Annotated in this window: 17 protein-coding genes and 1 pseudogene; 6 read left to right on the forward strand and 12 right to left on the reverse strand. The window is 43.7% G+C overall.

Translation table 11 applies throughout. The features are described from left to right. The first annotated feature begins 141 nt into the window (after positions 1–141). Complete coding sequence (locus F6K64_RS28060) at positions 142–3861, forward strand: helix-turn-helix domain-containing protein (RefSeq protein ID WP_008189139.1); 3720 nt, start codon at positions 142–144, stop codon at positions 3859–3861. 225 nt (positions 3862–4086) lie between these two features. Here F6K64_RS28060 and F6K64_RS28065 read toward each other — a convergent pair whose 3' ends face one another. Then, positions 4087–4284, reverse strand: a complete 198-nt coding sequence (locus tag F6K64_RS28065; protein WP_008189138.1) for a hypothetical protein — start codon at positions 4282–4284, stop codon at positions 4087–4089. Between the two features lie 72 nt (positions 4285–4356). Between F6K64_RS28065 and F6K64_RS28070 the strand changes: the two genes are divergently transcribed. Continuing rightward, the gene (locus F6K64_RS28070; protein WP_008189137.1) at positions 4357–5703 is read left to right on the forward strand and encodes an RNA-guided endonuclease InsQ/TnpB family protein; all 1347 of its coding nucleotides are present in this window, start codon (positions 4357–4359) and stop codon (positions 5701–5703) included. Between the two features lie 135 nt (positions 5704–5838). Here the strand turns inward: F6K64_RS28070 and F6K64_RS39135 are convergent. Both F6K64_RS39135 and F6K64_RS28085 read right to left on the reverse strand, forming a co-directional pair. Beyond that, positions 5839–6280, reverse strand: a pseudogene (locus F6K64_RS39135) (hypothetical protein). Between the two features lie 641 nt (positions 6281–6921). Next, positions 6922–7125, reverse strand: coding sequence for a hypothetical protein (locus F6K64_RS28085; protein WP_008189134.1), 204 nt, complete (start codon positions 7123–7125; stop codon positions 6922–6924). Between the two features lie 678 nt (positions 7126–7803). Between F6K64_RS28085 and F6K64_RS28090 the strand changes: the two genes are divergently transcribed. Together F6K64_RS28090 and F6K64_RS28095 are read left to right on the forward strand one after the other, a co-directional pair. After that, on the forward strand, positions 7804–7968 hold the full coding sequence (locus tag F6K64_RS28090; protein ID WP_198954017.1) for a plasmid partition protein ParG: 165 nt from the start codon (positions 7804–7806) through the stop codon (positions 7966–7968). Between the two features lie 105 nt (positions 7969–8073). Then, positions 8074–8394: a helix-turn-helix domain-containing protein gene (locus F6K64_RS28095; RefSeq protein ID WP_008189128.1), complete on the forward strand. Its 321-nt coding sequence runs from the start codon at positions 8074–8076 to the stop codon at positions 8392–8394. Positions 8395–8495: 101 nt separating this feature from the next. Here F6K64_RS28095 and F6K64_RS28100 read toward each other — a convergent pair whose 3' ends face one another. Both F6K64_RS28100 and F6K64_RS28105 read right to left on the reverse strand, forming a co-directional pair. Next, positions 8496–9122, reverse strand: coding sequence for a type I restriction endonuclease (locus tag F6K64_RS28100; protein WP_008189126.1), 627 nt, complete (start codon positions 9120–9122; stop codon positions 8496–8498). Between the two features lie 191 nt (positions 9123–9313). Next, complete coding sequence (locus F6K64_RS28105; RefSeq protein ID WP_154659937.1) at positions 9314–9466, reverse strand: hypothetical protein; 153 nt, start codon at positions 9464–9466, stop codon at positions 9314–9316. Between the two features lie 189 nt (positions 9467–9655). On the opposite strand from F6K64_RS28105, the gene F6K64_RS28110 reads away from it, so the two are divergent. Continuing rightward, entirely contained in the window at positions 9656–10459 is an 804-nt protein-coding gene (locus F6K64_RS28110; RefSeq protein ID WP_008189123.1) for a TPM domain-containing protein, read from the forward strand. A 97-nt stretch (positions 10460–10556) separates the two neighbouring features. Here F6K64_RS28110 and rph read toward each other — a convergent pair whose 3' ends face one another. From rph to F6K64_RS28130, 4 genes are all read right to left on the reverse strand, one after another. Continuing rightward, positions 10557–11261 (reverse strand): ribonuclease PH, encoded by a 705-nt coding sequence (rph, locus tag F6K64_RS28115; RefSeq protein ID WP_008189121.1) that lies wholly within the window; start codon positions 11259–11261, stop codon positions 10557–10559. Between the two features lie 107 nt (positions 11262–11368). Next, a complete protein-coding gene (locus tag F6K64_RS28120) occupies positions 11369–11941 on the reverse strand; it encodes a deoxycytidylate deaminase (protein ID WP_008189119.1) in 573 nt (190 codons plus the stop codon). 610 nt (positions 11942–12551) lie between these two features. Then, positions 12552–14060, reverse strand: a complete 1509-nt coding sequence (locus tag F6K64_RS28125; RefSeq protein ID WP_008189117.1) for a thymidylate synthase — start codon at positions 14058–14060, stop codon at positions 12552–12554. 98 nt (positions 14061–14158) lie between these two features. Next, entirely contained in the window at positions 14159–15679 is a 1521-nt protein-coding gene (locus tag F6K64_RS28130) for a dihydrolipoyl dehydrogenase family protein (protein ID WP_008189114.1), read from the reverse strand. 146 nt (positions 15680–15825) lie between these two features. Between F6K64_RS28130 and F6K64_RS28135 the strand changes: the two genes are divergently transcribed. Continuing rightward, on the forward strand, positions 15826–15978 hold the full coding sequence (locus F6K64_RS28135) for a hypothetical protein (protein WP_165691831.1): 153 nt from the start codon (positions 15826–15828) through the stop codon (positions 15976–15978). Between the two features lie 33 nt (positions 15979–16011). On the opposite strand, the gene cobD is transcribed toward F6K64_RS28135, so the two are convergent. From cobD to F6K64_RS28150, 3 genes are all read right to left on the reverse strand, one after another. Next, a complete protein-coding gene (gene cobD, locus F6K64_RS28140; protein WP_044495059.1) occupies positions 16012–17148 on the reverse strand; it encodes a threonine-phosphate decarboxylase CobD in 1137 nt (378 codons plus the stop codon). Positions 17149–17174: 26 nt separating this feature from the next. Next, entirely contained in the window at positions 17175–17459 is a 285-nt protein-coding gene (gene hbs, locus F6K64_RS28145) for a non-specific DNA-binding protein Hbs (protein WP_008189112.1), read from the reverse strand. 552 nt (positions 17460–18011) lie between these two features. Next, positions 18012–20459 carry a secretin GspD/PilQ domain-containing protein gene (locus tag F6K64_RS28150; protein WP_287267079.1) on the reverse strand — a complete coding sequence of 816 codons (2448 nt, stop codon included), beginning with the start codon at positions 20457–20459 and terminating at the stop codon, positions 18012–18014. Between the last annotated feature and the right edge of the window lie 17 nt (positions 20460–20476).

Consider the following 20476-nt stretch of genomic DNA (forward strand, 5'->3'; position numbering starts at 1 on the left):
GGTCTTTTTTAACCCTAAATTGCTCTTTTTAGGATATTTTGTTACCCCCTGAGCCCTAAAACCTAATACCTAAGACCTGAACTATTAGTAAATCACGATATTATTATATTATAGCATAATAAACTATAATCAAAACGGTATATGAACTTTGAAGACGCTCTGGAATTCGCCAATGCCTTAGTGTTTGCCAAATCGGGAAATCATCTCACTGATTTACAGCAAGCCTTAATTGAGGCATCTTGGTCCTGGAAGCGTCAGAGTTATGATACTATTGCCGAAACCTATGGCTATTCACCGACTTACCTGAAACATGATGTCGGTCCTAAGCTGTGGAAACTTCTCTCAGAGGCTTTGGGGGAAAAAGTCAGTAAAAAAAACTTTCGCTCAGCCCTCGAACGACGGTGGCGCAGTGAACAGGAAACTATCTCCTCGAACCAACAGCCAACTACACTCGAAAGCATAACCCCAGTCGGGGACTCGACCGAGGAAACAGATGGGATTGGCTTAAGGCCAGGCTACGGGAACGGAAAACCACGTCACGATTGGTCAGAAGCCGTTGATGTTCGTTTCTTTTATGGAAGACAATCAGAACTAGCCCAGTTGCAGCAATGGATTCTGAGCGAACACTGTCGGCTAGTCGCCTTGTTAGGTATGGGCGGCATGGGCAAAACCTCCCTATCGATCAAGCTTGCCCAACAACTCCAACACCAGTTTGAGTTTGTTATTTGGCGCTCCCTACGTAATGCTCCTGACCTATCAGAGATTTTGATTCAGTTGCTGAGATTTCTATCCAATCAGCAAGACATTGATTTACCAGATACCACAGACGATAAAATTTCCCGACTTCTGAATGATATACGCTCCCACCGTTGTTTGCTAGTTCTCGATAATATGGAAACAATTTTACAAGGGGGAGCTCAAAGCAATGCTGCTGGACATTATCAAGCTGGATATGAAGAATACGGTCAACTATTGAGACGGTGGGGAGAAAACTCCCATCAAAGCTGCTTAGTACTAACCTCTCGGGAGAAGCCTCAAGAAATTGGACTGCTTGAAGCAGAAGTGCTACCTGTCCGCTCCCTACAATTAAGTGGTTTGAAAACTGCTGAAGGACAAGAAATATTTAATATTATCGGTTCTTTCCAAGGTGAAGAAAGGGAATGGAAGCAGTTAATTAATCGCTATTCTGGTAATCCCTTAGCTCTAAAAATTTTAGCGACAACAATCCAGAAATTATTTGCCGGTAATATTTCGGAATTCTTAAATCAAGATGCGATAATATTTGGTAATATTAAAAATCTTTTAGAGCAGCATTTTGCCCGATTAAGCGCTCCAGAACGAACAGTAATTTTTTGGCTGGCCATCAATCGAGAAGAAGCCTCATTTGCTGACTTACGAGATGATATATTTCCTCCTGTACCACCCCAACAACTGATCGACACCCTGGAATCCTTGGAACAGCGATCGCTTGTGGAAAGAAAAGCGTCTCTGTTTTCCCTACAACCAGTGGTGATGGAATACGTAACTGAACGCTTGGTTGAGCAAATCTGTGAAGACGTTATTGCTGGTGTAACTGCCATTAATAACACTAATAACTGGGAAAATTCCCTGTTGATAACTCATGCTATCCTCAAAGCTCAGACCAAAGATTATCTTAGAAATACTCAAATTCGTCTAATTATCAAACCCATTGTAGAGCGTCTACAGATTGCTTTAACTGGTAAAGGTAACCTAGAAACCCATCTAAATCAGATTCTCGAAACTCTTCGAGGCAAACCTGCCTTAGCCATTGGCTACGCTGGTGGAAATATTATTAATCTCCTTTGTCAACAGGAAATCTGTTTAAAAGGCTATGATTTTTCAAGAGTTACGATTTGGCAAGCTTATCTACAAGGGGTGGATTTACAAGATGTCAATTTCGCTCACTCCGATTTATCCAAGTCAGTGTTTACTAAAACCTTAGGAGTAGTATTTGGAGTAGCGTTTAGTCCTGATGGTAAGCTTTTAGCTACTGGAGATGTGGAAGGTCAGTTGCGTTTATGGCAAGTCGAGAATGGTAAGCCAATTTTAATTTGCAAAGGTCATACCGGTTGGGTTTGGTCTGTTGCCTTTAGTCCTGATGGTAATACCCTAGCCAGTTGCAGTAGTGACAAAACGATTAAACTATGGAATGTCAGCACAGGTCAGTGTATTAAAACCTTAGAAGGCCATACCAGTTCTATTTGGTCAGTAGCATTCAGTAGGGATGGTAAAACCCTAGCCAGTGGTAGTGATGAATCAACAGTAAGGCTTTGGGATGTAAACACTGGTGAATGCCGTCAGGTATGTCAGGGACACACCGGTCAAGTCCTGTCGGTGGCGTTTAGTGCAGATGGTAAAACCCTAGCCAGTGGTAGTGATGACCAGACAGTGAGACTGTGGGATCTTAGTACTGGTGAATGTCGCCAAATCTGTTATGGTCATACTAATCGGATTTGGTCAGTTAATTTTAGTCCTGATGGTGCGATGTTAGCCAGTGCAAGTGCTGACTTTACCATTAAATTGTGGGACCCATGCACAGGTGAATGTCTCAACACCTTAACTAACCATAGCGACAGAGTAAGGTCAGTGATGTTTAGTGGAGATGGGCAAACCCTAGTCAGTGGCAGTGATGACCAGACGGTGAGGCTGTGGAATGTCAGCAGTGGTGAATGCCTGAACTACCTACAAGGACACACCAATTCTATATTTTCAGTAGCATTCAATCGGGATGGTCAAACCGTAGCTAGTGGCAGTAGTGACCAAACCGTACGTCTATGGAATAGCAAGACAGGTCGATGTCTTAAAATCCTACAAGGATATACCAATTCTGTATTTTCAGCAGTATTCAGTCCCAATGGTCAACAATTAGCCAGTGCCAGTACTGACAACATGGTCAGGTTGTGGGATGTCAGTAGTGATAACTGTTTAAAGAGACTAGAGGGACACACCGGTTGGGTGACTTCTGTGGCATTTCACCCCAATGGTGAAATTCTCGCTAGCAGCAGCGCTGACCAAACCATACACTTGTGGTCAGTAAGTACAGGTCAATGCCTGAAAGTATTGTGTGGTCACTCCTATTGGGTGCAATCCGTTAGTTTTAGTCCTCTTGGTGAGACTCTTGCCAGTAGTGGTGATGACAAAACCATCCGGTTATGGGACGTCAATACTGGTCAATGTTTTAAGATCTTACGGGGTCACACCAGTTGGATTTGGTCTGTTACCTTCAGTCGAGACGGTCAAACCCTAGCCAGTGCTAGTGAAGACGAAACCATACGCTTATGGGATGTCAGGAGTAGTGAATGTCTCAAGGTTTTACAGGGTCACACTAGTCGGGTACAGTCGGTAGCATTTAGTCCTGATGGCCAAACCCTAGTTAGCAGCAGTGGAGACCAAACTGTTCGGATTTGGGATGTTAGGACTGGGGAATGTGTCAGGATTTTGCGAGGCCATAGTAAAGGTGTCTGGTCTGTCGCCTTTAGTCCTGATGGTGAATTGATTGCCAGTGGTAGCTTAGATCAAACCATTAGGCTTTGGCAGGCAAGTACGGGTAAGTATCTGAGAACCTTACACGGTCATCGGAATTCAGTACGGTCATCGATTGGGTTTAGTCCTGTAAAACATCAAGATCACCAGGGTAGGTCTGATCAAGAACAGGTGAGCAGTTATTGGCTTACTTGTGGCAGTAATGATGGGACTATTAAAGTTTGGAATACCCACACAGGTCAGTGTATTAAAACCTTGATTCCTGATCGACCTTACCAAGGTATGAACATCACAGGGGTTACTGGTTTGAGCCTAGCACAGAAGTCAGCACTGGAAGCGTTGGGGGCGCTGAGTTGATTTAAAGAAGATGGGAACGAAACTGGTGATTTAAGATGAAAATTGTTTTTAACAAGATAGGGGGAGGCAAGAGGGGGCGAAATTCCCCACCTTCTTCCAAGGTGTTGAAGTTACCGTAAGTATAGTGGAGCCTTTATGATCAGCAGGCTATGAGAAAAAGGGTTAAAACTATTTTATTAAGGCTCCACTATACTAAGGTTTCGTCTCTAGGATGGATAGCCCCTCTCAAATACTGTCTATCTGTTTCCTCGCCCAACTCTCTATATACTCTCCTACACTTGTCCCAGCCTCTTCAGCAGACAATTGTAACCACTTCCAGGTAGTGTCAGTCAGCCAGATACCATGCTTTCTTTTTAGTTCATCATAATGAGCTGGAGCCCCCCTCATTCTTTTTTCTGGTTTTTTCTTTTTTATACTTGACATATCGAATTACCGTAGACTATACTAAAATGACTCTAGCAAAGAAACAAGAAAAACAAGGAGGTGATTTAATTCATGGCGACTCTTAGGCAAACATTTCGTCTATATCCCAACAAAACAGCTATATCAAAGATGTTTTACGCAAGAAAATTACATCAATTATTGTATAATGCGGGGATAGCTGATCGTCGCTATGAATGGAAAGCAAACAAGAAAACCATAGGGTACTTATATCAGCAAAACTGCTTGCCAGCTTTCAAGGAATGTTGGCCAGAGTACAAAGAACTTTACAGTACTTCTTTGCAAGCGACTCTTAAAAGAGTAGATTTAGCATACAATCGTTTCTTGAAGGGATTAAGTGAAATTCCTAGATACAAATCAATCAAGAAGTATTCAGGATGGACTTACCCTAGTAAGGCTGGATGGAAAGCTAATACCGATGGCAAAAACGGGACATTGGTATTGAATGATCTTGGTCTTGTCATCAAGATGCGTGGGCAAGCAAAGTTTTGGGGAACTCCAACAACTTTGACTATTGCTTATAAACCTAGTATTAATGCCTGGTTTGCTTCAATTACAGTCAAAGTTGATACACAGCAGACTAGATATGGCTCAGAATCTGATTTAGTCTACGAGAAAATCGTAGCTTATGACTTGGGAACTGAGACAGCAATTACAGCTTTCAACGGCGCGGAATTTGAAGAGATAGCCAATCAGAGGTTTACTAAAACCCTAGAGCCTAAAGTGAAAGCCGCTGGGAAAGAGAAACGCAGAAAGCAAGCCCCCGATTTCAAGAAAGGAATAAAAGCTTCTAATCGCTGGAAAAAAGCGAATAAGCGAGAGTCTCAACTAAAAATAAAAGCCGGATTACAACGTAAAGACTGGCAGCACAAAGTTACGTCAGATTTAGCTAGTCGTTATGACATCGGCGTAACTGAGAAGTTAAACACGAAAGGATTGACCCGAAAAGCAAAAAAAGGGTCAAAGAGAAAGAAACAGAAAGCTGGATTGAACAAAGCCATTTTAGATGTAGGTTTTGGCACTCTCAACAAGATGTTAACCTACAAAATTGAACTTAAGGGAGGGATTGTCCTTCAATTGCCAACCAGACAATTGAAGCCATCACAGCGCTGCCCAGAATGTGGAAAAGTTCATAAGAACTGGGCTGAATTATCAAATCGATACCATGTCTGCGATGCTTGTAGTTTTGAGTTTGACAGAGACAAGACCAGCGCCATGGTAATGTTCAATGCAGCATTAGGAAAACAGCCGGGGTACGGTGCTGACCTCGATAAACGTGGATTTTCTAGCTCTACTTCAAAGACCAGAAAGCATACTGGATCAATGAAGCAACTAGGGAAGTTGAAGCGTCAAAAATCACGCTCATCAGACGGGTCTGCTGACACCCCGTCCTGGCCGTAGGCCACGCTACGCGAACGAACAGGGCGGGGTAGTTCATTTCTTCTCCTTTGATCTTTCTAGCACAATTAGATTTTTTGACGCAATTAATTGAGTCTGAATATGAATTTTATTTAACGGGAGTTGTCAAAGAAGAAATTAATGGGAAGAATGATGAAGCGAGTGCTTTTGAATCTCTAGCCATTGCTCATGAGCATCCTTATCCCCACCAAATGAATCTACAGAAATTTTGCGCTCTGGCATGGGCTTGAGAGGGCCGCTGATGGGACTGTGCTTGCAGTAGCAAATTACGACCATATCGAAATCCATGTCAACCGGGATATCTGGTGTGTAGGTTTCGACCCGTGTAACTTCCCAATCGCTTTGACGGTAATGGGTTGATGAATCTGGATAGTTAGGATCAACAAACTGATCAACTCGAATAAACTCGCTTCGGACGGTATCCAGGTTCAGGCAGCGCCTTGTCGGAGCAGTCGTAATGCTCGAACAAAGTTTTGGTCAGAGAGCCAGAGTGAGCATATTTGCGCTCTTTCCATCCAGGTTGACGCTTTTCAGCACGAAAGACAATCCATTTACGCATTAGTCTTCCTCCTTTTCGGTGTCTTGACACTCCCCGCCTTGCGCATAGCGGGGATTCCTAGATCTGCGAGCCGCCTTAAACCGCCGTGTTCTAATCTTTGACGCCGCCACAAATTAGACAATATCTAAACCAAAAAACCCGTCGAGACCAAGTATTCAGTCAGTTCACAGCAGACCCAGAGGGCAGTTCTCCCTAGGCGTTTAACTACTTAATTGGAAGTGCATGTGCATAGTCCGTTTCCCTTCCTTTTCGTTTGGTTCCGGTGTGCCCCACCGTACCGTTTTATCTTGCATAGTGATTCTTCTGGGTTCACACACCAACTGTTAATTGATGATTGGGTTTTTAAAGAGGACTTTCCCTTCCCTCTAGACATTACTACTTTGAGGTCGATAAGTTACGGGTCTCTCTCCCGGCTCAGCCTACGGTTTTTCAGCCTGTATCTATCTTTAGAGTACAACAAATATTTGTGTGTGTCCATAAATTTGTTTCTTGTTTTTTGTAGATTTATAAGAGAAAGCAGTCCTAGAAGGATTTAAAGTTACCGTAAGAGAGTGGAGCCTTAATTATCAATTTTTAACCTTTTTGCGCGAGACCGACCCACCTTAAAGGCTCCACTCTCTAAGGTTTCGTCTCTAGGGGCTTTAAACCCAAAATTTTTTGTAATAGGATTTGGGAAATTCAGTTTTTCCTTCAAACACACAATCGACTTCAAGAACAGGGTTACCTGTTTCCTCGATATCAACCAATTGCCAGCCATATTTCTCAGCCATTTCCTCGCAGCAGTCCTGATCGGCTGCTGCATGGCGTGACTTGTTTTCGTTTTCGTCATACCTGGGTTTTGGCATACTTAGTTGCTCCTAGTTCCCTATCGTCGGACTTTGGAGAAGTTGTATTGGCTGAGTGTGGTTGCAGTTGCCGGGGCGCATTCTATATTTAGATTATACAGGTATCAGCCTGCATAATAATTCGTTTGATATAATGATATCATCAAAATATTTAAGCTTTTTGCTGGCTCTCCAAGACCGCAATGAATCCCTTCTGTTATTATTTTTTTTGACTGGTTAAAGATATCAGTTTTGTTAATTTAAAATTGAAAATAACAATTCAAAATTCACAAGCGACCCATATTAATGAGTGAGTTGATCAAGAGGAAAATCCCTATAGTTTTTCCTATCGGGCAAATCAAATATGAGGTCAAATTGGGTATCAGGGACTCGCTGACGCCATAACTGAAGGTGTCCCTCTGCGTCGGAGCGAGTGCAGTAGCGACCGACGATTACCCATTTGATTACCCATTGCGTTGGGGAAGGCGGGTAACTGCCCAAGCTTGCAAGTTTTGTGGATAAGCCATAATGGAGCTATCTTGGTTGAACAATGGAGTAGTAGCCAGCCCATGAACTCTGACGGCTCGGCGCGCGGGATTGCCCTATCCTACCTTATGGCTGGGAAAATAAATTTATAAATTTTGTAAAAAAAATCATTGATGCCAGAATGGAGTAAAGTTGTTTACTGGTAGTAGGACAGTGGCTGAAGAATCAATACGGGTTTATCTATCCAAAGATAAAAAAAAGAACTTTAAAGCGGCTTGTGTTATGCAAGACAGGGATATGAGCGATGTGGTCAATGAATTAATTGATAAGTGGCTTGACCAAAATGGCGTATATATACACGGAGAAAAGGAGACATGAATAAATCCTGAAACCCTAGCGGTAATAGGTTTACAGGCTGATGCGATCGCGCAGCGTCGGCTTTGCCGAATCGCATTTCAGTATTTCTGGTTATATCTCATTTTGATGCCTTACTATAATCCTTTGAAGTCTGGCATTAAAACCATGCTGAGCCAGCATACTGTGACAGAGAAAAGTAAAAGGCGCAAACACACCAGTGATTCACCCTTGGAGGCTCTAAGAATTGAACGCACCAATTTGTCTCAAGACGAATTAGCAATCTACTGTGGTATTCCTCGTGCGACTTACCAGCGCTGGGTCTCTGGTAGGACTGAGGCTAGACCAACGCTGCGGCAACTGAAATTGCTGTGCCAACGACTAGGGATTGAGCACATCGATCAGCTGCCAGAGGAATTTGGACCACCTAGTAGCGCTGAGCGCAATTAAAAATTCAAAATTCTTGAATGGTTACTATAGCGTTTTCACATCAGATGTGAAACCGCTATACTTCCTTCTTGAGCTGAGAGCTGACAGCTATAAGCTGTCAGTCATTCACCTACTAACTGACCTAAGTGTTTTAATATTCTCGCGACAGTATATAGATCATTGCCACGATTCAGCAGAGAGAACTGATTAGAAAAAGCATATTGCAGTTTATCCTGTCGAATTAGTTTCAGAAAAATAAATTCACCGCCATTAGTGACAAATCCGAAAGCAGGCTTTTCTAGCTCAGGATTAGCCAACATATAAGCTAGAGCTTGTGGTATCCCTACTTTTAAAGAGTATTCTGCTCGTTTTGCTTCAATCACCACTATCCAAAACTGAGGTTGGCAAATCAAAATATCAATTCGTCCCCTGACAATCGTTTGCTGATCTTCCGATGAAATTTGTACATCCTTTTCAGCAAGAATATAGAATGGTGGGCGATAAAAATCAGCAATTCTCAACAATGGGGATAGCACCACCATTTTGACAATCGGTTCTACCATGGGATACTCAGATAAGTGCAGATAGTCATCCTTGACCCGATCTAGCCATTGCTTTTCTAGCTCATTTAGTTCTGGTAAATCCTCTTGCCATTCTGGGAATAATTTCTCATCATTAGTAGGCTCTAGTCCAAATTTGTCCTTCAATTGAGGCAGAGAAATATCTTGGGCTACGATTGTTTCTACCATTATGATTTGGGATTTGGGATTTGGGATTTGGGAATTTAAATTTTATTTTTAATTCCTAATACTCTTACCTTATTATAAGCGATCGCGTACCGTTGCTTACGGCCAATCGTAAAACTAATATCGCTCTAAATTTTAAGTAATTACTGCATTACCTGGTTATTTAACTAGTGCAATACTGTTTAATTTAACCCCTAACTCTGATTCTCATTCCACAGTTGTTTTTGATCACCACCTGATGGAATCCAGTCGCTAACTGGGGATAGTTCTGGAAATTCAACTTGTAACCAACCTATACTGCCGTTTCCTCCCACATCTCCCACAATACCTACACTACCCACAACCACCACACATCCCTTTTGACCCTGACTTAAAAAACGTACCCCTGTTAATTATCTCTGTAGTGTACAAGATCGAACATTTTGCGATCGCAACCAAGATTAGAATAAAGTAAACAAGTGTAAAGAAATGCTTAGTTTTACTTGATTCTTTATCTAAAAGATAAGCATACTGTCCATTGCCGGTTGAAAATAACTATGCAGTATCTGTTTCCAAAACGAATTTTAGTATCCCTGGCAGCACTGTTCCTAGCTTGTTCTATGTGGGCGATTGCTCCTGAGGCCAAGGCTTACGACAATCCTGAGTTACTGCCCGAGGTTCAAACACCAGTCATTGATTTAGCGAACTTTATTCCAGAGCTTCAAGAGCAGAGACTAATCCAAGATTTAGAAAGCTTTGAGGAAGAAACTGGCTGGAAACTCCGAGTTTTGACCCAATATGACCGCACCCCTGGTCGGGCAGTCAAAGAGTTTTGGGGACTTAACGACAAAAGTATGTTACTGATTGCTGACGCCCGAGGCGGCAATATCCTAGGGTTTAACGTGGGTGATGCCCTGTATGAATTCCTTCCTCGGACATTTTGGGTAGAGTTGCAAACCCGATTTGGTAATCTCTACTTTGTACGGGACAATGGCGAAAACCAATCCATTATCGAATCCCTAAATACGGTCAAGCAATGCCTGCGCCAAGGGGGATGTCGGGTGGTGCCTGGACTACCACGGGAACAGTGGATTCTGACCCTAATTACTTCTACTGTTGGAGGAGTGATTTTTGGATTTGCGGCTATCCCCCGCAAACGGGAACAGGTTTTCGCTTGGCAATGGGCTTTGATTTTGTCACCACTTTGGGGTATCCTGTTTATTGCCTTCGGTATTGGACCTGTGGTGACACGCACCTCCGATTACTTGCCACTATTGCGCAATATTATTGGTTTCGTTCTTGGTGCCCTTGTGGCTTACTTGTCACCGATGATTAGTGAATCCTCAGCCTCAGAAACTTAACACCTGGTCAAATCCCTGTAATTTCCGGAATTTTCCGGAAATTAATTAATAGCTAGGTTCCAGGAGTTCCTACTCAGTACTCAGCACTATGTTTCTGCTAGCGCTGTGCTTCTAATAACTCCTTAATACCTTTTTCTGCTAGGTCAATCAACTGATTGAGTTGATGGCGAGTATAAGCCCCTGACTCCGCTGTTCCCTGAACCTCAATAATACCCATTTCGTCGTTCATCACTACATTAAAATCCACCTCAGCCGCCACATCTTCGATATAGTTGAGGTCTAAAAACGGCTCACCCTCCAATAAACCGACGGAGACAGCAGCAACTTGGTGAATTAAAGGCGATCGCTCTAGTACTCCCGTTTTAACCAGTTTATCCACAGCATCCACCAGAGCAACATATCCCCCAGTAATGGAAGTAGTGCGGGTACCTGCATCCGCCTGTATAACATCCGCATCCACTGTTAACGTCCTCTCCCCCAAGGCTTTGAGATCAACAGCAGCCCGTAAACTGCGTCCGATCAGCCGCTGAATTTCCTGAGTTCGACCCGAAAGCTTGAGAAGTTCCCGTCTTTGGCGTTCCGGTGTTGCTCCTGGTAACATCCTATACTCAGCGGTTAACCAGCCGCTGCCAGTATCCTTGAGAAATCGGGGTACTTCCTCCTGAACCGTCACGGTACAAAGTACTTTGGTCTCACCACAGTGAGCTAGGACGGAACCAGGAGCATAGCGGGTAAATTCTCGCTCAAACAAAATGGGACGTAGTTGATCCGGTTGTCGGTTATCAGGACGCTGCCAAGACATAAGTTATATAGCAAAGGAAGTAGGAAGTAGGGAGTAGGGAGTAGGGAGTAGGGAGTAGGGAGTAGGGAACAAAAATTATCACAATATTATTGAGCTATATTATCGAGCTAGTCACCTTTAATAATTGTGTAATTGTGATCGATAATTGGATTCGACAACTTCGGAACAGATGTTGGATTGAGTAGAAATGAAGCTGCTCGTTTAGCTGTTTCTTCACTTAACTGGATTTGGGTTAGGCTAACCAAGCCCTCTTTCATAAAATGATCTCTAACTAGAGCTTTCTCTCCACTATTGAAGATAGTCTCATAAAAAACTTTCTTTATGCCAGCTGAAATGATTAACTTTAAGCAAGAGACACAGGGTTCCAGGGTGACATAAATACTGGCTCCAGCAGTGGCAATACCATGTTTGGCTGCAAACGCGATCGCATTCGCTTCAGCATGAACAGCTCGGGATGGCATGGTACGAGACGCATCGCAGCTACTTAGTCCAGGATAGCAGTATCCCTGAGCTGTGCAATGAATTGAGCCAGATGGGGAACCATTGTAACCTGTTGCTAAAATCTGATTGTTTTGAACAATCACTGCTCCTACAGGAAACGCTAAACAGGTTGAGCGAGTAGCTGCTAGCTTAGCCATCATTAAAAAGTATTCATCCCAGTTTGGTCTTTCATTAGTCATTGGTAATTGCCAAATTTTAAATGGTCAATTTTATAGCAAGGTAAATCTAGTTTATGATCTAAAATATAGCACTACGCATTAAGATTATGATATTCCTAAACTCGGAAACTTAGTCATAGCTTACTTCTGACTTCTGACTTCGTTCCTTCTGACTTGCGCGTAGCGCTATATCATCTCTGTTTCAAGGGAACAGGGAACAGGGAACAGGGAACAGGGAACATAAACATGTCTTAACCTTTACTTCGACTGCTATAATACTTCGACTGCTATAACTTGTTATCTTACAAATAACTATTGTTCAAAATGTCTTTGGTTATTGTTTACACCAAAAATCGTTTTTTCAGTTATCTATAGTTTATGCTTATAAAGCATTTATCCTAGTCATGATGTAGAGTCAATTTTTCCATTAACCACTCCCTAAGGGAGTAGCAAAAAAATAAAATACCAGATTTTAGCTTGTAGGGTGGGCAAAAACATTTTGGTTCAAATGAGTCTTATAGATAAGATAACTTTGCCCACCCTACTTTAATTGGTATTTTTTTTACATGCAAGTCCCTAATCCCTACTCCCGTGCCACCCATTACTTTGTAGATCATAATTACTAAAAACGCTATAATTGCTGATAATTTTTGTCTTCCTTTATGGCTATCCAAGCTTTTTCTAATTCTATTCCTAAATAGACCGCATGACTAGGTTGTATTGAAGGATTATCACTACAAATTTTTCTAGCTAAACTCATGGCATTTTTACCAGAATACGTAGCAATTACTTCCCCGCTACCAGGGGTTGTCTGCTTCACTATAATATTAGTATTTTCGGTTTCAATCAAGAAATTACCAATCGAATCAGCATACTGTTTCTGTTCTGAATTGATAAGTTTTTGATACTGATTTTTAATAATCCGATCAGCATAGTCATAACAATCATCATAAATATGAGCACTTTGACTAACAGTAATCAGCGGTCCCATTTTTAATTGAATACCCCCGCGCTTAGCAATTTGGTCTTTAACATACTGCTGTAGGGCTCTGAGTCCAAAGGCATTAGCTGCCCAGGCGCTAAACATATCATTACTTCTCAATGTTGCGGTTAGGGACAATTCATTATCCACAACTCTCAGCCAGATGTGATTCAGACAAGGACTACCCCCTTTCTCATGGTCTTTCACATCCCACAGGGACATCACTGCACTGGCGGCATCAATTTCACCAATGAGTTTGGTGATGACTTGCTCGATTTGGTCACGTCCGAACCAAGAACGTAGACGTTGACCATAAGTATATTTCACCCCTTCTACTACGGGTGCGTCGTCCAGGATTTGATGAATGTATTCTTGGATAAAGTCGCGATCGCATGGTAAATAATTGGGCTGAGGAAAGTAAAATTCAGGAGGTTCTGCCGTTACTACTGCCATTAAATCAATTAGCTCTTGCCAATATCCGTCATAACCGGTGGGCCGAATTGTGCCGGTAGTTTTAATGCGATGAATTATTTTAACCCAAGTTTCAGCTATCGTTCGCCCTTGAATGCGATGTCCGTAGCGCGGTCCTGGTTTTAGGGGGGCACAGCCAGATGCCCCGACATCATTGGCCATGGGAAATTCTAATGGTGTTCCCCAGGGCTCTTGAGTTTTGGAGCCATAAGACTTAACCAGACTAACGGCTTGGGTAATCGAATCAGCCTCTGCCACAGAAATTTCCTTTCTGAGTTGTTCTAGGATGACTAAGGGAATCTCGATGTCAATATACCCTTTGATAGAAGAGCGAATCACCCAGCAGTGACGACCAGTATCACTACTCCCTTCTTCAACCCCATGGTGGAAAAAGTCCAGCAAGCAAGTTCCACTCCCAGCATTGCGGTCTTCCTTAGTAGCGTTGAGAATGACCAAGTAGCGGACATGGGGATTAGCGAGGAGATTACGAATGAGTAGGCTAATTCCCCGGGTGGGACTGTATAACTGTCCGACCACAGCAAATTCCGAGGGGTTTAACTTTTTTGCGATCGCGTCTTTGATCGTCCATCCGGTAATCACCGCCGTTTGACCTGTACCGTAAATCAGTTGGTTAGGCTTGTACAGGGGTTTATACTGGAATTCATTTGGTTTGCTGATTGCTGTCATTTTAATGCAGAAGTTGAAGCTTGAATGTTGACTTTTAAATTTTAAATGTTAACTGTTAAATGTTTAAGGTTTAAGCTTAAAGTAATGGTAATCAACATTCATTTTGACCAACTACGGCGTAGGTTAAAGAAGCCTTCCAGAAAGTTTTTTAAAGTCTGATTACGACTCATTCGTTGGCGCTGCCACTCGATTGCCGTTTTCTTAAAAATCTCTGACAAGGTCGGATAGGGATAATAGACATTTGCCAACAGACCCAAGTTAATTTTCTGCTCAATCGCTAGGGTAATTTCCCCAATTAATTCTGTTGCTTGTGATCCAACTATGGTTGCTCCTAAAATTGTCCCATTGCGCCCCACTACCAGTTTCATATACCCAGTGGTTTGCCCCAGGAGCTGAGCCTGATCTAACTCTTTAAAATATTCTCGCATCACCCATAGATTCTTACCATAGCGCTTTCTAGCTTCTACTTCTGTAAGACCTACCCGTGCTAATTGGGGTTCAGTTAAGACTGTCCAAGGAATCCCGTGATAGTCCACCTTAAAGCAGGGGAAAAACAATGCATTCTTCAAGGCAATGCTGGCTTGATACTGGGCAATATGGCCACAGGGATAACCACCAGCCATCTTGCCACAGCTATAGATGCGGGGATTAGTCGTTTGTAGCTTCTGATTGAGCTGAAGACCCTGCTGAGTGTACTTTATCCCAACCCCTTCTAGATTTAAGGATTCCACATTGGGTTGCTCACCCGTAGCCAGTAAAATGGCATCAGCTTCAATCGCCTTATTACCAGCCTGAACCCAGGTTTTACCCTCAATCTCTCTGACCTGATCAACTGGACTATCCGTCAGAACCCGAATTCCCTCAGCTTCTAACTGAGCTTGTATGAGCCTAGATGCTTCTAGGTCTTCCTGGAACAAAATACGGGTAGTACTGACCACCAACGTTACCTCACAACCGAGTCTCACTAAGGTCTGAGCTAGTTCTGGAGCAATAGGCTCATCACCAATTACTACCCAGCTTTTGGGTAGTGAAGGTTGGGAGGTTGAACCTGCAACCTTCAACTTTCCAACCTTCAACACTTTGTGCCAGATATCGTTTGGTGTGAAATAGTCTATGGTCTGTAACCCTTTGATATCGCTAATATCTGGGCGAGAGCCAGTAGCGATCAGATACGCACGAGACCGCAAACGTCGGTTGTTGACTACAAAACCGAGGTGAGGCAGTCGGCAAAATTCCCCCTCACCCGTGATAATATCAATTCCTAAAGCAGCTAAAATAGCCGGAGAATTCTGTTCTGAGCAGTTGGCAACCACTAGATTAGCCCATTCCATCACCTCAGTTAGTGGTAGGGATGGAAACCCGGTCTGTGACATGTCTGGTTCAGTTGAATCAGCTATTTGAGGATAAATACGCCATTGAGCAGCGTCACGCATCTGCTCAAGCTTACGCCCAATCTCACTTAATACTCTGGTGTAAATAGCCCCTTGTCCTAGCCAGCTAGTTTGTCCTGGCTGAGGGTCTACCAGAGCCACACGAGCCTTTAAACCAGCAGCCGCAACAGCAGCATAGACACCAGCAGGAGTGCTACCAATGATAATTAGGTCATAGTCAACAGTCATTCGTCCAACAGTTAAAGGTTAGCAGGTTACAGGCAGCCCTTGGCGTTCCCGTAGGGTAGGTTGAAGGTTACAGGTTACAGGTTACAGGTGACGCGGTTTCAAGTTACAGGTTACAGGTTGAAAGTTACAGGTTTCAGGCTCTAACCTTGGCCTTTTGGCCACGCTACGCGAACAACCATCTAACTAACCTATCCGACAACAGACGCCTACGGCCAGCAACCTTCAACCTTCAACCTTCTAACCTTCAACCTTCAACCTTCAACCTTCAACCTTCTAACCTTCAACCTTCAACCTTCTAACCTTCAACCTTCTAACCTTCAACCTTCTAACCTTCAACTTATCAAGATAGCGTCTAAAGCTGTTAGTAAGCGTTGGTTATCTGCCTGTGTACGTACAGCGACCCGGAAAAAGCGATCGCCTAATTCCGGGAAGCTTAGGCAATCTCGAATCAGAATCCGATGGTGTTGGAGTAGTTGTGCTTGGATCTGTGAAGTGGATTTTTCTGAGTGTACTAGCAAGAAGTTAGCTGCACTGGGGTAAGGTTGGAGACCAGGTAACTTAGCCAGTCCCTGAAACAGTTGCCTACGCGCTGGTGCTAACCAATCCCAGGTTTGCTGTTGAAATGCTCTATCCTGGACCACGGCAGCTGCGGCTGCCGCTGCTAAGGTATTGATTGGCCAAGGGTCCCGCCACTTCTGCCAACGTTGGAGTCGCTCAGGGTGGGCAATGCCATAACCTAGTCTGAGTCCAGGAAGGCTGTAAAACTTGGTAAGCGATCGCAAAATTACCAAGTTCGGATAATCCCCAATTAAAGGAATCAGGCTTTGCTCCTGCTCAGGAGGCAGGAAATCCATGAAAGCCTCATCCACAACCACCAAAGCAAATTGCTTCAGATAAGGCTCAATTGCTTCTGAGGTAAACAATTGACCTGTGGGATTGTGGGGGGTATTCAGCAGCAAACCCTTTCGAGTCCCCTCTTGTGGGAGTAAGGAAGTAAGGGAGTCAGGGAGTAAGGGCATCAAAGAATCAATCTCGCGGCCCATCTCCCCATCTCCCCATCTGAGACTAGGTCTCGAGAGTTCCCTCATCAGGGGGCACTTCCTAATTCTTGCTCCAAATGCCTTCAGTCCCCGTTGGTAGTCCCTAAATGCTGGGGTAATCATCAAGGTCTGATCTAGTTCTGATAGCTCGCGACAAGCCCAAGTTAATAATTCGGCTGAGCCATTACCTGGAAGAATCCAGTCTGGGGGCAGGGTTGGATGCAGTTGCGTCAAACACTGCCGCAGCTCGGCATAATTGGGGTCAGGATAAGCTACCAGGTTATTTAGCCCAGACTCAATCGCTGCGATCGCACTTTTAGGGGGACCAAGAGGATTGATGCTGGCAGAAAAATCAAGAATTAAGGAAGGAGGACAGTTAGCCAGTGCTGCTGCCCAGGCTAAATTTCCCCCGTGAGTTGGTCGTTTCAAGGACAAGTTTCTGAGTGAATCAGCGATTACTCCTTCGGTGGTGCAACTCTCTCTTTAAAAACCTTACCAGCAGAAAAGGCTGGAACCTTAGTTGCCGGAATTTCCATCTTTTCACCGGTTTTGGGATTGCGGCCCTCACGAGCCTTACGCTCCCGGGATTCAAAGGAACCAAAGCCCACTAAGGTGACTTTATCACCCTCGGACACTGCTTCCATAATCGTCTCTATCGTAGCAGTTAGTACTGCATCGGCTTGTTTTTTGGTTACAGTAGCTTTTTCCGCCACTTTATCAACTAATTCACCCTTATTCATTCAAATCTCCTTGTTTTTCAGATCATCCAACCAGGGTTTTCAACAAAAAAATCGCTGCAACACTCGCAGCTTCAAGGTTTCACTGCATTATTCTAATGTTTGCAATGCCTATATGGATCGTTGAATGCTTTAATTTATATAGATTTCAGAATTTTGCCCCAAAATGCTCCCCTAAATTTATTCCTGAGGGAGTAGGCAATCAGAATTTTTGATGATCAATCATTGTTAATTATATATAATTCATTTAAGGTAAGCCCCTCGCTCTAGCAGTGCTTGGTGAGCCTCCTATGGGATAGCAAAGGTGAGAGCCTTTTTTATATATTGACAATAAACCTTAAAATAAGGTATAATTAATGATTTATAAAAATTAAATCAAACCAAGTCAATAAAATTGTCAACCAAAAACAAATAAACACGTAAAAGTTTCAAAACCTAACTATTCCCACCACTAAAGTAGGGGGGAGTAGTCAAATCCATAAGTTGATTACCCCCGAGCGAGCAATCCCTCGCTCGGGGAGATAAGTGTTGATTGACGTTTACCTTACCTTTACCTTAATTACCTGGAGACTGAAATCCTCCCCGGTTTAACATTTGACGGGCATCCCGTCCAGGAGTGTAGCTGTAACCATACCCACCATTGCGGTCTGTATCATCCATAATTTGAGGGGTCAGCAGGATAATCACTTCACGGCGTTCATTGACCTTCTCGGTACTTCTGAACAGAGCACCAAGTAAGGGAATATCACCCAAAACTGGCACTTTCGTTATGGTTGTGCGGTCATTGTCCTGAATAATGCCAGATAGAATTAACGTCTGACCATCCCGCAGACGAACTAGCCCAGAGCTCAGTTCTCGGCGACTGAGGAATGTGATTGTATTTTCTGCATTATCACTCTCAAACACTTGAGTTCCCGAAGGAGCTGTGATTATGGGAGCTGTAGATAAGGTGATAAAACCATTGTCGTCAATTCTCTCAACATTCACATTTAGCGTTAAACCAGCCTCTTCAATAACCGGGGTGATGGTTCTAGTGGCCACACCACCATCTAAGTCTATATCTGTCCTCACACTAGTCAGTACTTCCTGAACCAACTTGACACTAGCTTGCTGCCCTTCTTGGATCACTAGAGTCGGGTCGGTCAGAATCTTGGCGTTGCTGCTCTCTATCTGAGCCTCCAAGGTTAATAAGAACTTATCAGGGAACTCAAATAGAGAAGGAAGAGCAAAATCAAACTCGTTTCCATCATCTTGACGCTGGACATCCGTCACACCTGGCTGGAATGGATTATTATTTCGACCAAAACCAGGACGTGCGAAGAGTGATGGAGTACCAGCGGTTTCATTGAAACCCTCAATCACGTTATCAAAGGGAGCATTTTGTCTATCGAAGAATATATCACCGTCTCCGTCTACAGCACGAAAATCAAATGGCTCAATATTAGGAAACTGACCACTAATTACATCATCTCTACTGGGGGGATTAACCCTGCCGAAATTAACTGCTGCGGCTCCGCCATCACTGACTACAAAGGTATCATTAATCCCAAAGGAGAAACTGGCATTATAAGCATCCGTTCCAGCCAGGTTAACATCAATAATCTTGACATTTACTGCCACTTGACGGCGACGAGCATCCAACTGTTTGAGTAAAGAGGTCGCAATTTCAATTTGCCTGGGCTCACCTACCAGAGATATAGAATTAAGTCGCTCATCCGTAGATACTGCTAATCCCTCCAGCAACAGTGCCCCTTGGCTACCGTCTTCCCGCTCAGCGGTAACTGGTTGAATTTCTGGGGCTCGTTGGATTTGTCGCACCACTCGTTGGGTTTCAGGATCGATGATTTCTTCGGTCTCGCTTACTACCTGTTGCACTTCTGCTCCCTGAGTGGCTAAGAAAGTAGCAGCCCCTTGGGCACTGGCTTGATTGAGCCGTAGAGTACGACTAATTAAATTACGAGCGGCTTGAGGGAGTTTGGCCCCAACAAAAATTGTGCTTCCCCGACGGTTAGCCTGAAGACCAGACAGCTGAAGAATATAGTTGAAAGCATCTTGGACGGGTTCGTTTTCTAAATCAATAGAAATGGTGAACTGTGCTACACCCGAGTCTTCATCTGACTCAGCAAAGGCCAGATTGAGTCCAGCAGAACGAGCCAACAGAGACAACACTTCTCGAATCGGTGCTTCTCGTAATACTAAACGGGGCACTAGAATTGCTGTGCCAAGATCTATAGTGCTAGCAGCAGCATTAATATTGGAAACTGCAATATCCCCTACTGGTGGTGCTACTGCTCTAGGTAAGAAGGGGGGCGCTGGCGCAATCGGTTGCACCGCATTAGCTGGAGCTGCCGGTATCCCATCAATAATAATTTCTGGCTCAGGTACCAGCACATCTGGTTCAGGAGCCACGATTTCTGGAGGTTCAGGAGTTTCTGAGGGGTTAGCCTCTGTCTCTGGTTCTGGTTCAGAAAGTTCCGCTGGTTTCTCCATCTGTTCCGTTTCAGTATTAGTTTCTGTATTAGGAAATTGAGGATTAGGAACTTGAGCCAGCTTCATCACCGATGAGTCTTGGATAGATAATATCCCCTGATTCTCAGTAGTGGTGTCAATGCCTAAGGTAATTCCCTGAGCGTCCCTTTGGATCAGTGAACTTATTGGCAGTTTGTCAGTGCCTCGAATTGTCACCCTGACCCGGTTGTCATCTAGTTCCTTAACTGCAACCGCACTGATATTGGGTAGGGGGTTAGTTTCACGGAAGTTAGTCCCTTTGGGCAAACTCAGCTGGGTATTAACCAGATCAGCTACCAAAACATTGCCTTGGTTAACAGCAAAAATCTGTGGACGCTCATTGCCCCCTTTTGTCTCAAGTTTCAGTTCCAGTTCACTCCCCTGCTGGTTGAACCGTATGGCACTAACTTGGCTTGCTGCGACTACAGGCTGTGTTGCCCATAAAGCCATTGCTGTAGCCGCGAACACTCCACCACATACTTGAATCTGTCTCACGATCGATTTCTCCAATC

Source organism: Moorena sp. SIO3A2 (assembly GCF_010672265.1).
GTDB lineage: Bacteria > Cyanobacteriota > Cyanobacteriia > Cyanobacteriales > Coleofasciculaceae > Moorena > Moorena producens.

What these genes read in the sequence shown, in the direction of transcription:
- F6K64_RS28060 (WP_008189139.1), top strand. Translation starts at nt 142, where the DNA reads ATGAACTTTGAAGACGCTCTGGAATTCGCCAATGCCTTAGTGTTTGCC.
- F6K64_RS28065 (WP_008189138.1), bottom strand. Translation starts at nt 4,284, where the DNA reads ATGTCAAGTATAAAAAAGAAAAAACCAGAAAAAAGAATGAGGGGGGCT.
- F6K64_RS28070 (WP_008189137.1), top strand. Translation starts at nt 4,357, where the DNA reads ATGGCGACTCTTAGGCAAACATTTCGTCTATATCCCAACAAAACAGCT.
- F6K64_RS28085 (WP_008189134.1), bottom strand. Translation starts at nt 7,125, where the DNA reads ATGCCAAAACCCAGGTATGACGAAAACGAAAACAAGTCACGCCATGCA.
- F6K64_RS28095 (WP_008189128.1), top strand. Translation starts at nt 8,074, where the DNA reads ATGCCTTACTATAATCCTTTGAAGTCTGGCATTAAAACCATGCTGAGC.
- F6K64_RS28100 (WP_008189126.1), bottom strand. Translation starts at nt 9,122, where the DNA reads ATGGTAGAAACAATCGTAGCCCAAGATATTTCTCTGCCTCAATTGAAG.
- F6K64_RS28110 (WP_008189123.1), top strand. Translation starts at nt 9,656, where the DNA reads ATGCAGTATCTGTTTCCAAAACGAATTTTAGTATCCCTGGCAGCACTG.
- rph (WP_008189121.1), bottom strand. Translation starts at nt 11,261, where the DNA reads ATGTCTTGGCAGCGTCCTGATAACCGACAACCGGATCAACTACGTCCC.
- F6K64_RS28120 (WP_008189119.1), bottom strand. Translation starts at nt 11,941, where the DNA reads ATGACTAATGAAAGACCAAACTGGGATGAATACTTTTTAATGATGGCT.
- F6K64_RS28125 (WP_008189117.1), bottom strand. Translation starts at nt 14,060, where the DNA reads ATGACAGCAATCAGCAAACCAAATGAATTCCAGTATAAACCCCTGTAC.
- F6K64_RS28130 (WP_008189114.1), bottom strand. Translation starts at nt 15,679, where the DNA reads ATGACTGTTGACTATGACCTAATTATCATTGGTAGCACTCCTGCTGGT.
- hbs (WP_008189112.1), bottom strand. Translation starts at nt 17,459, where the DNA reads ATGAATAAGGGTGAATTAGTTGATAAAGTGGCGGAAAAAGCTACTGTA.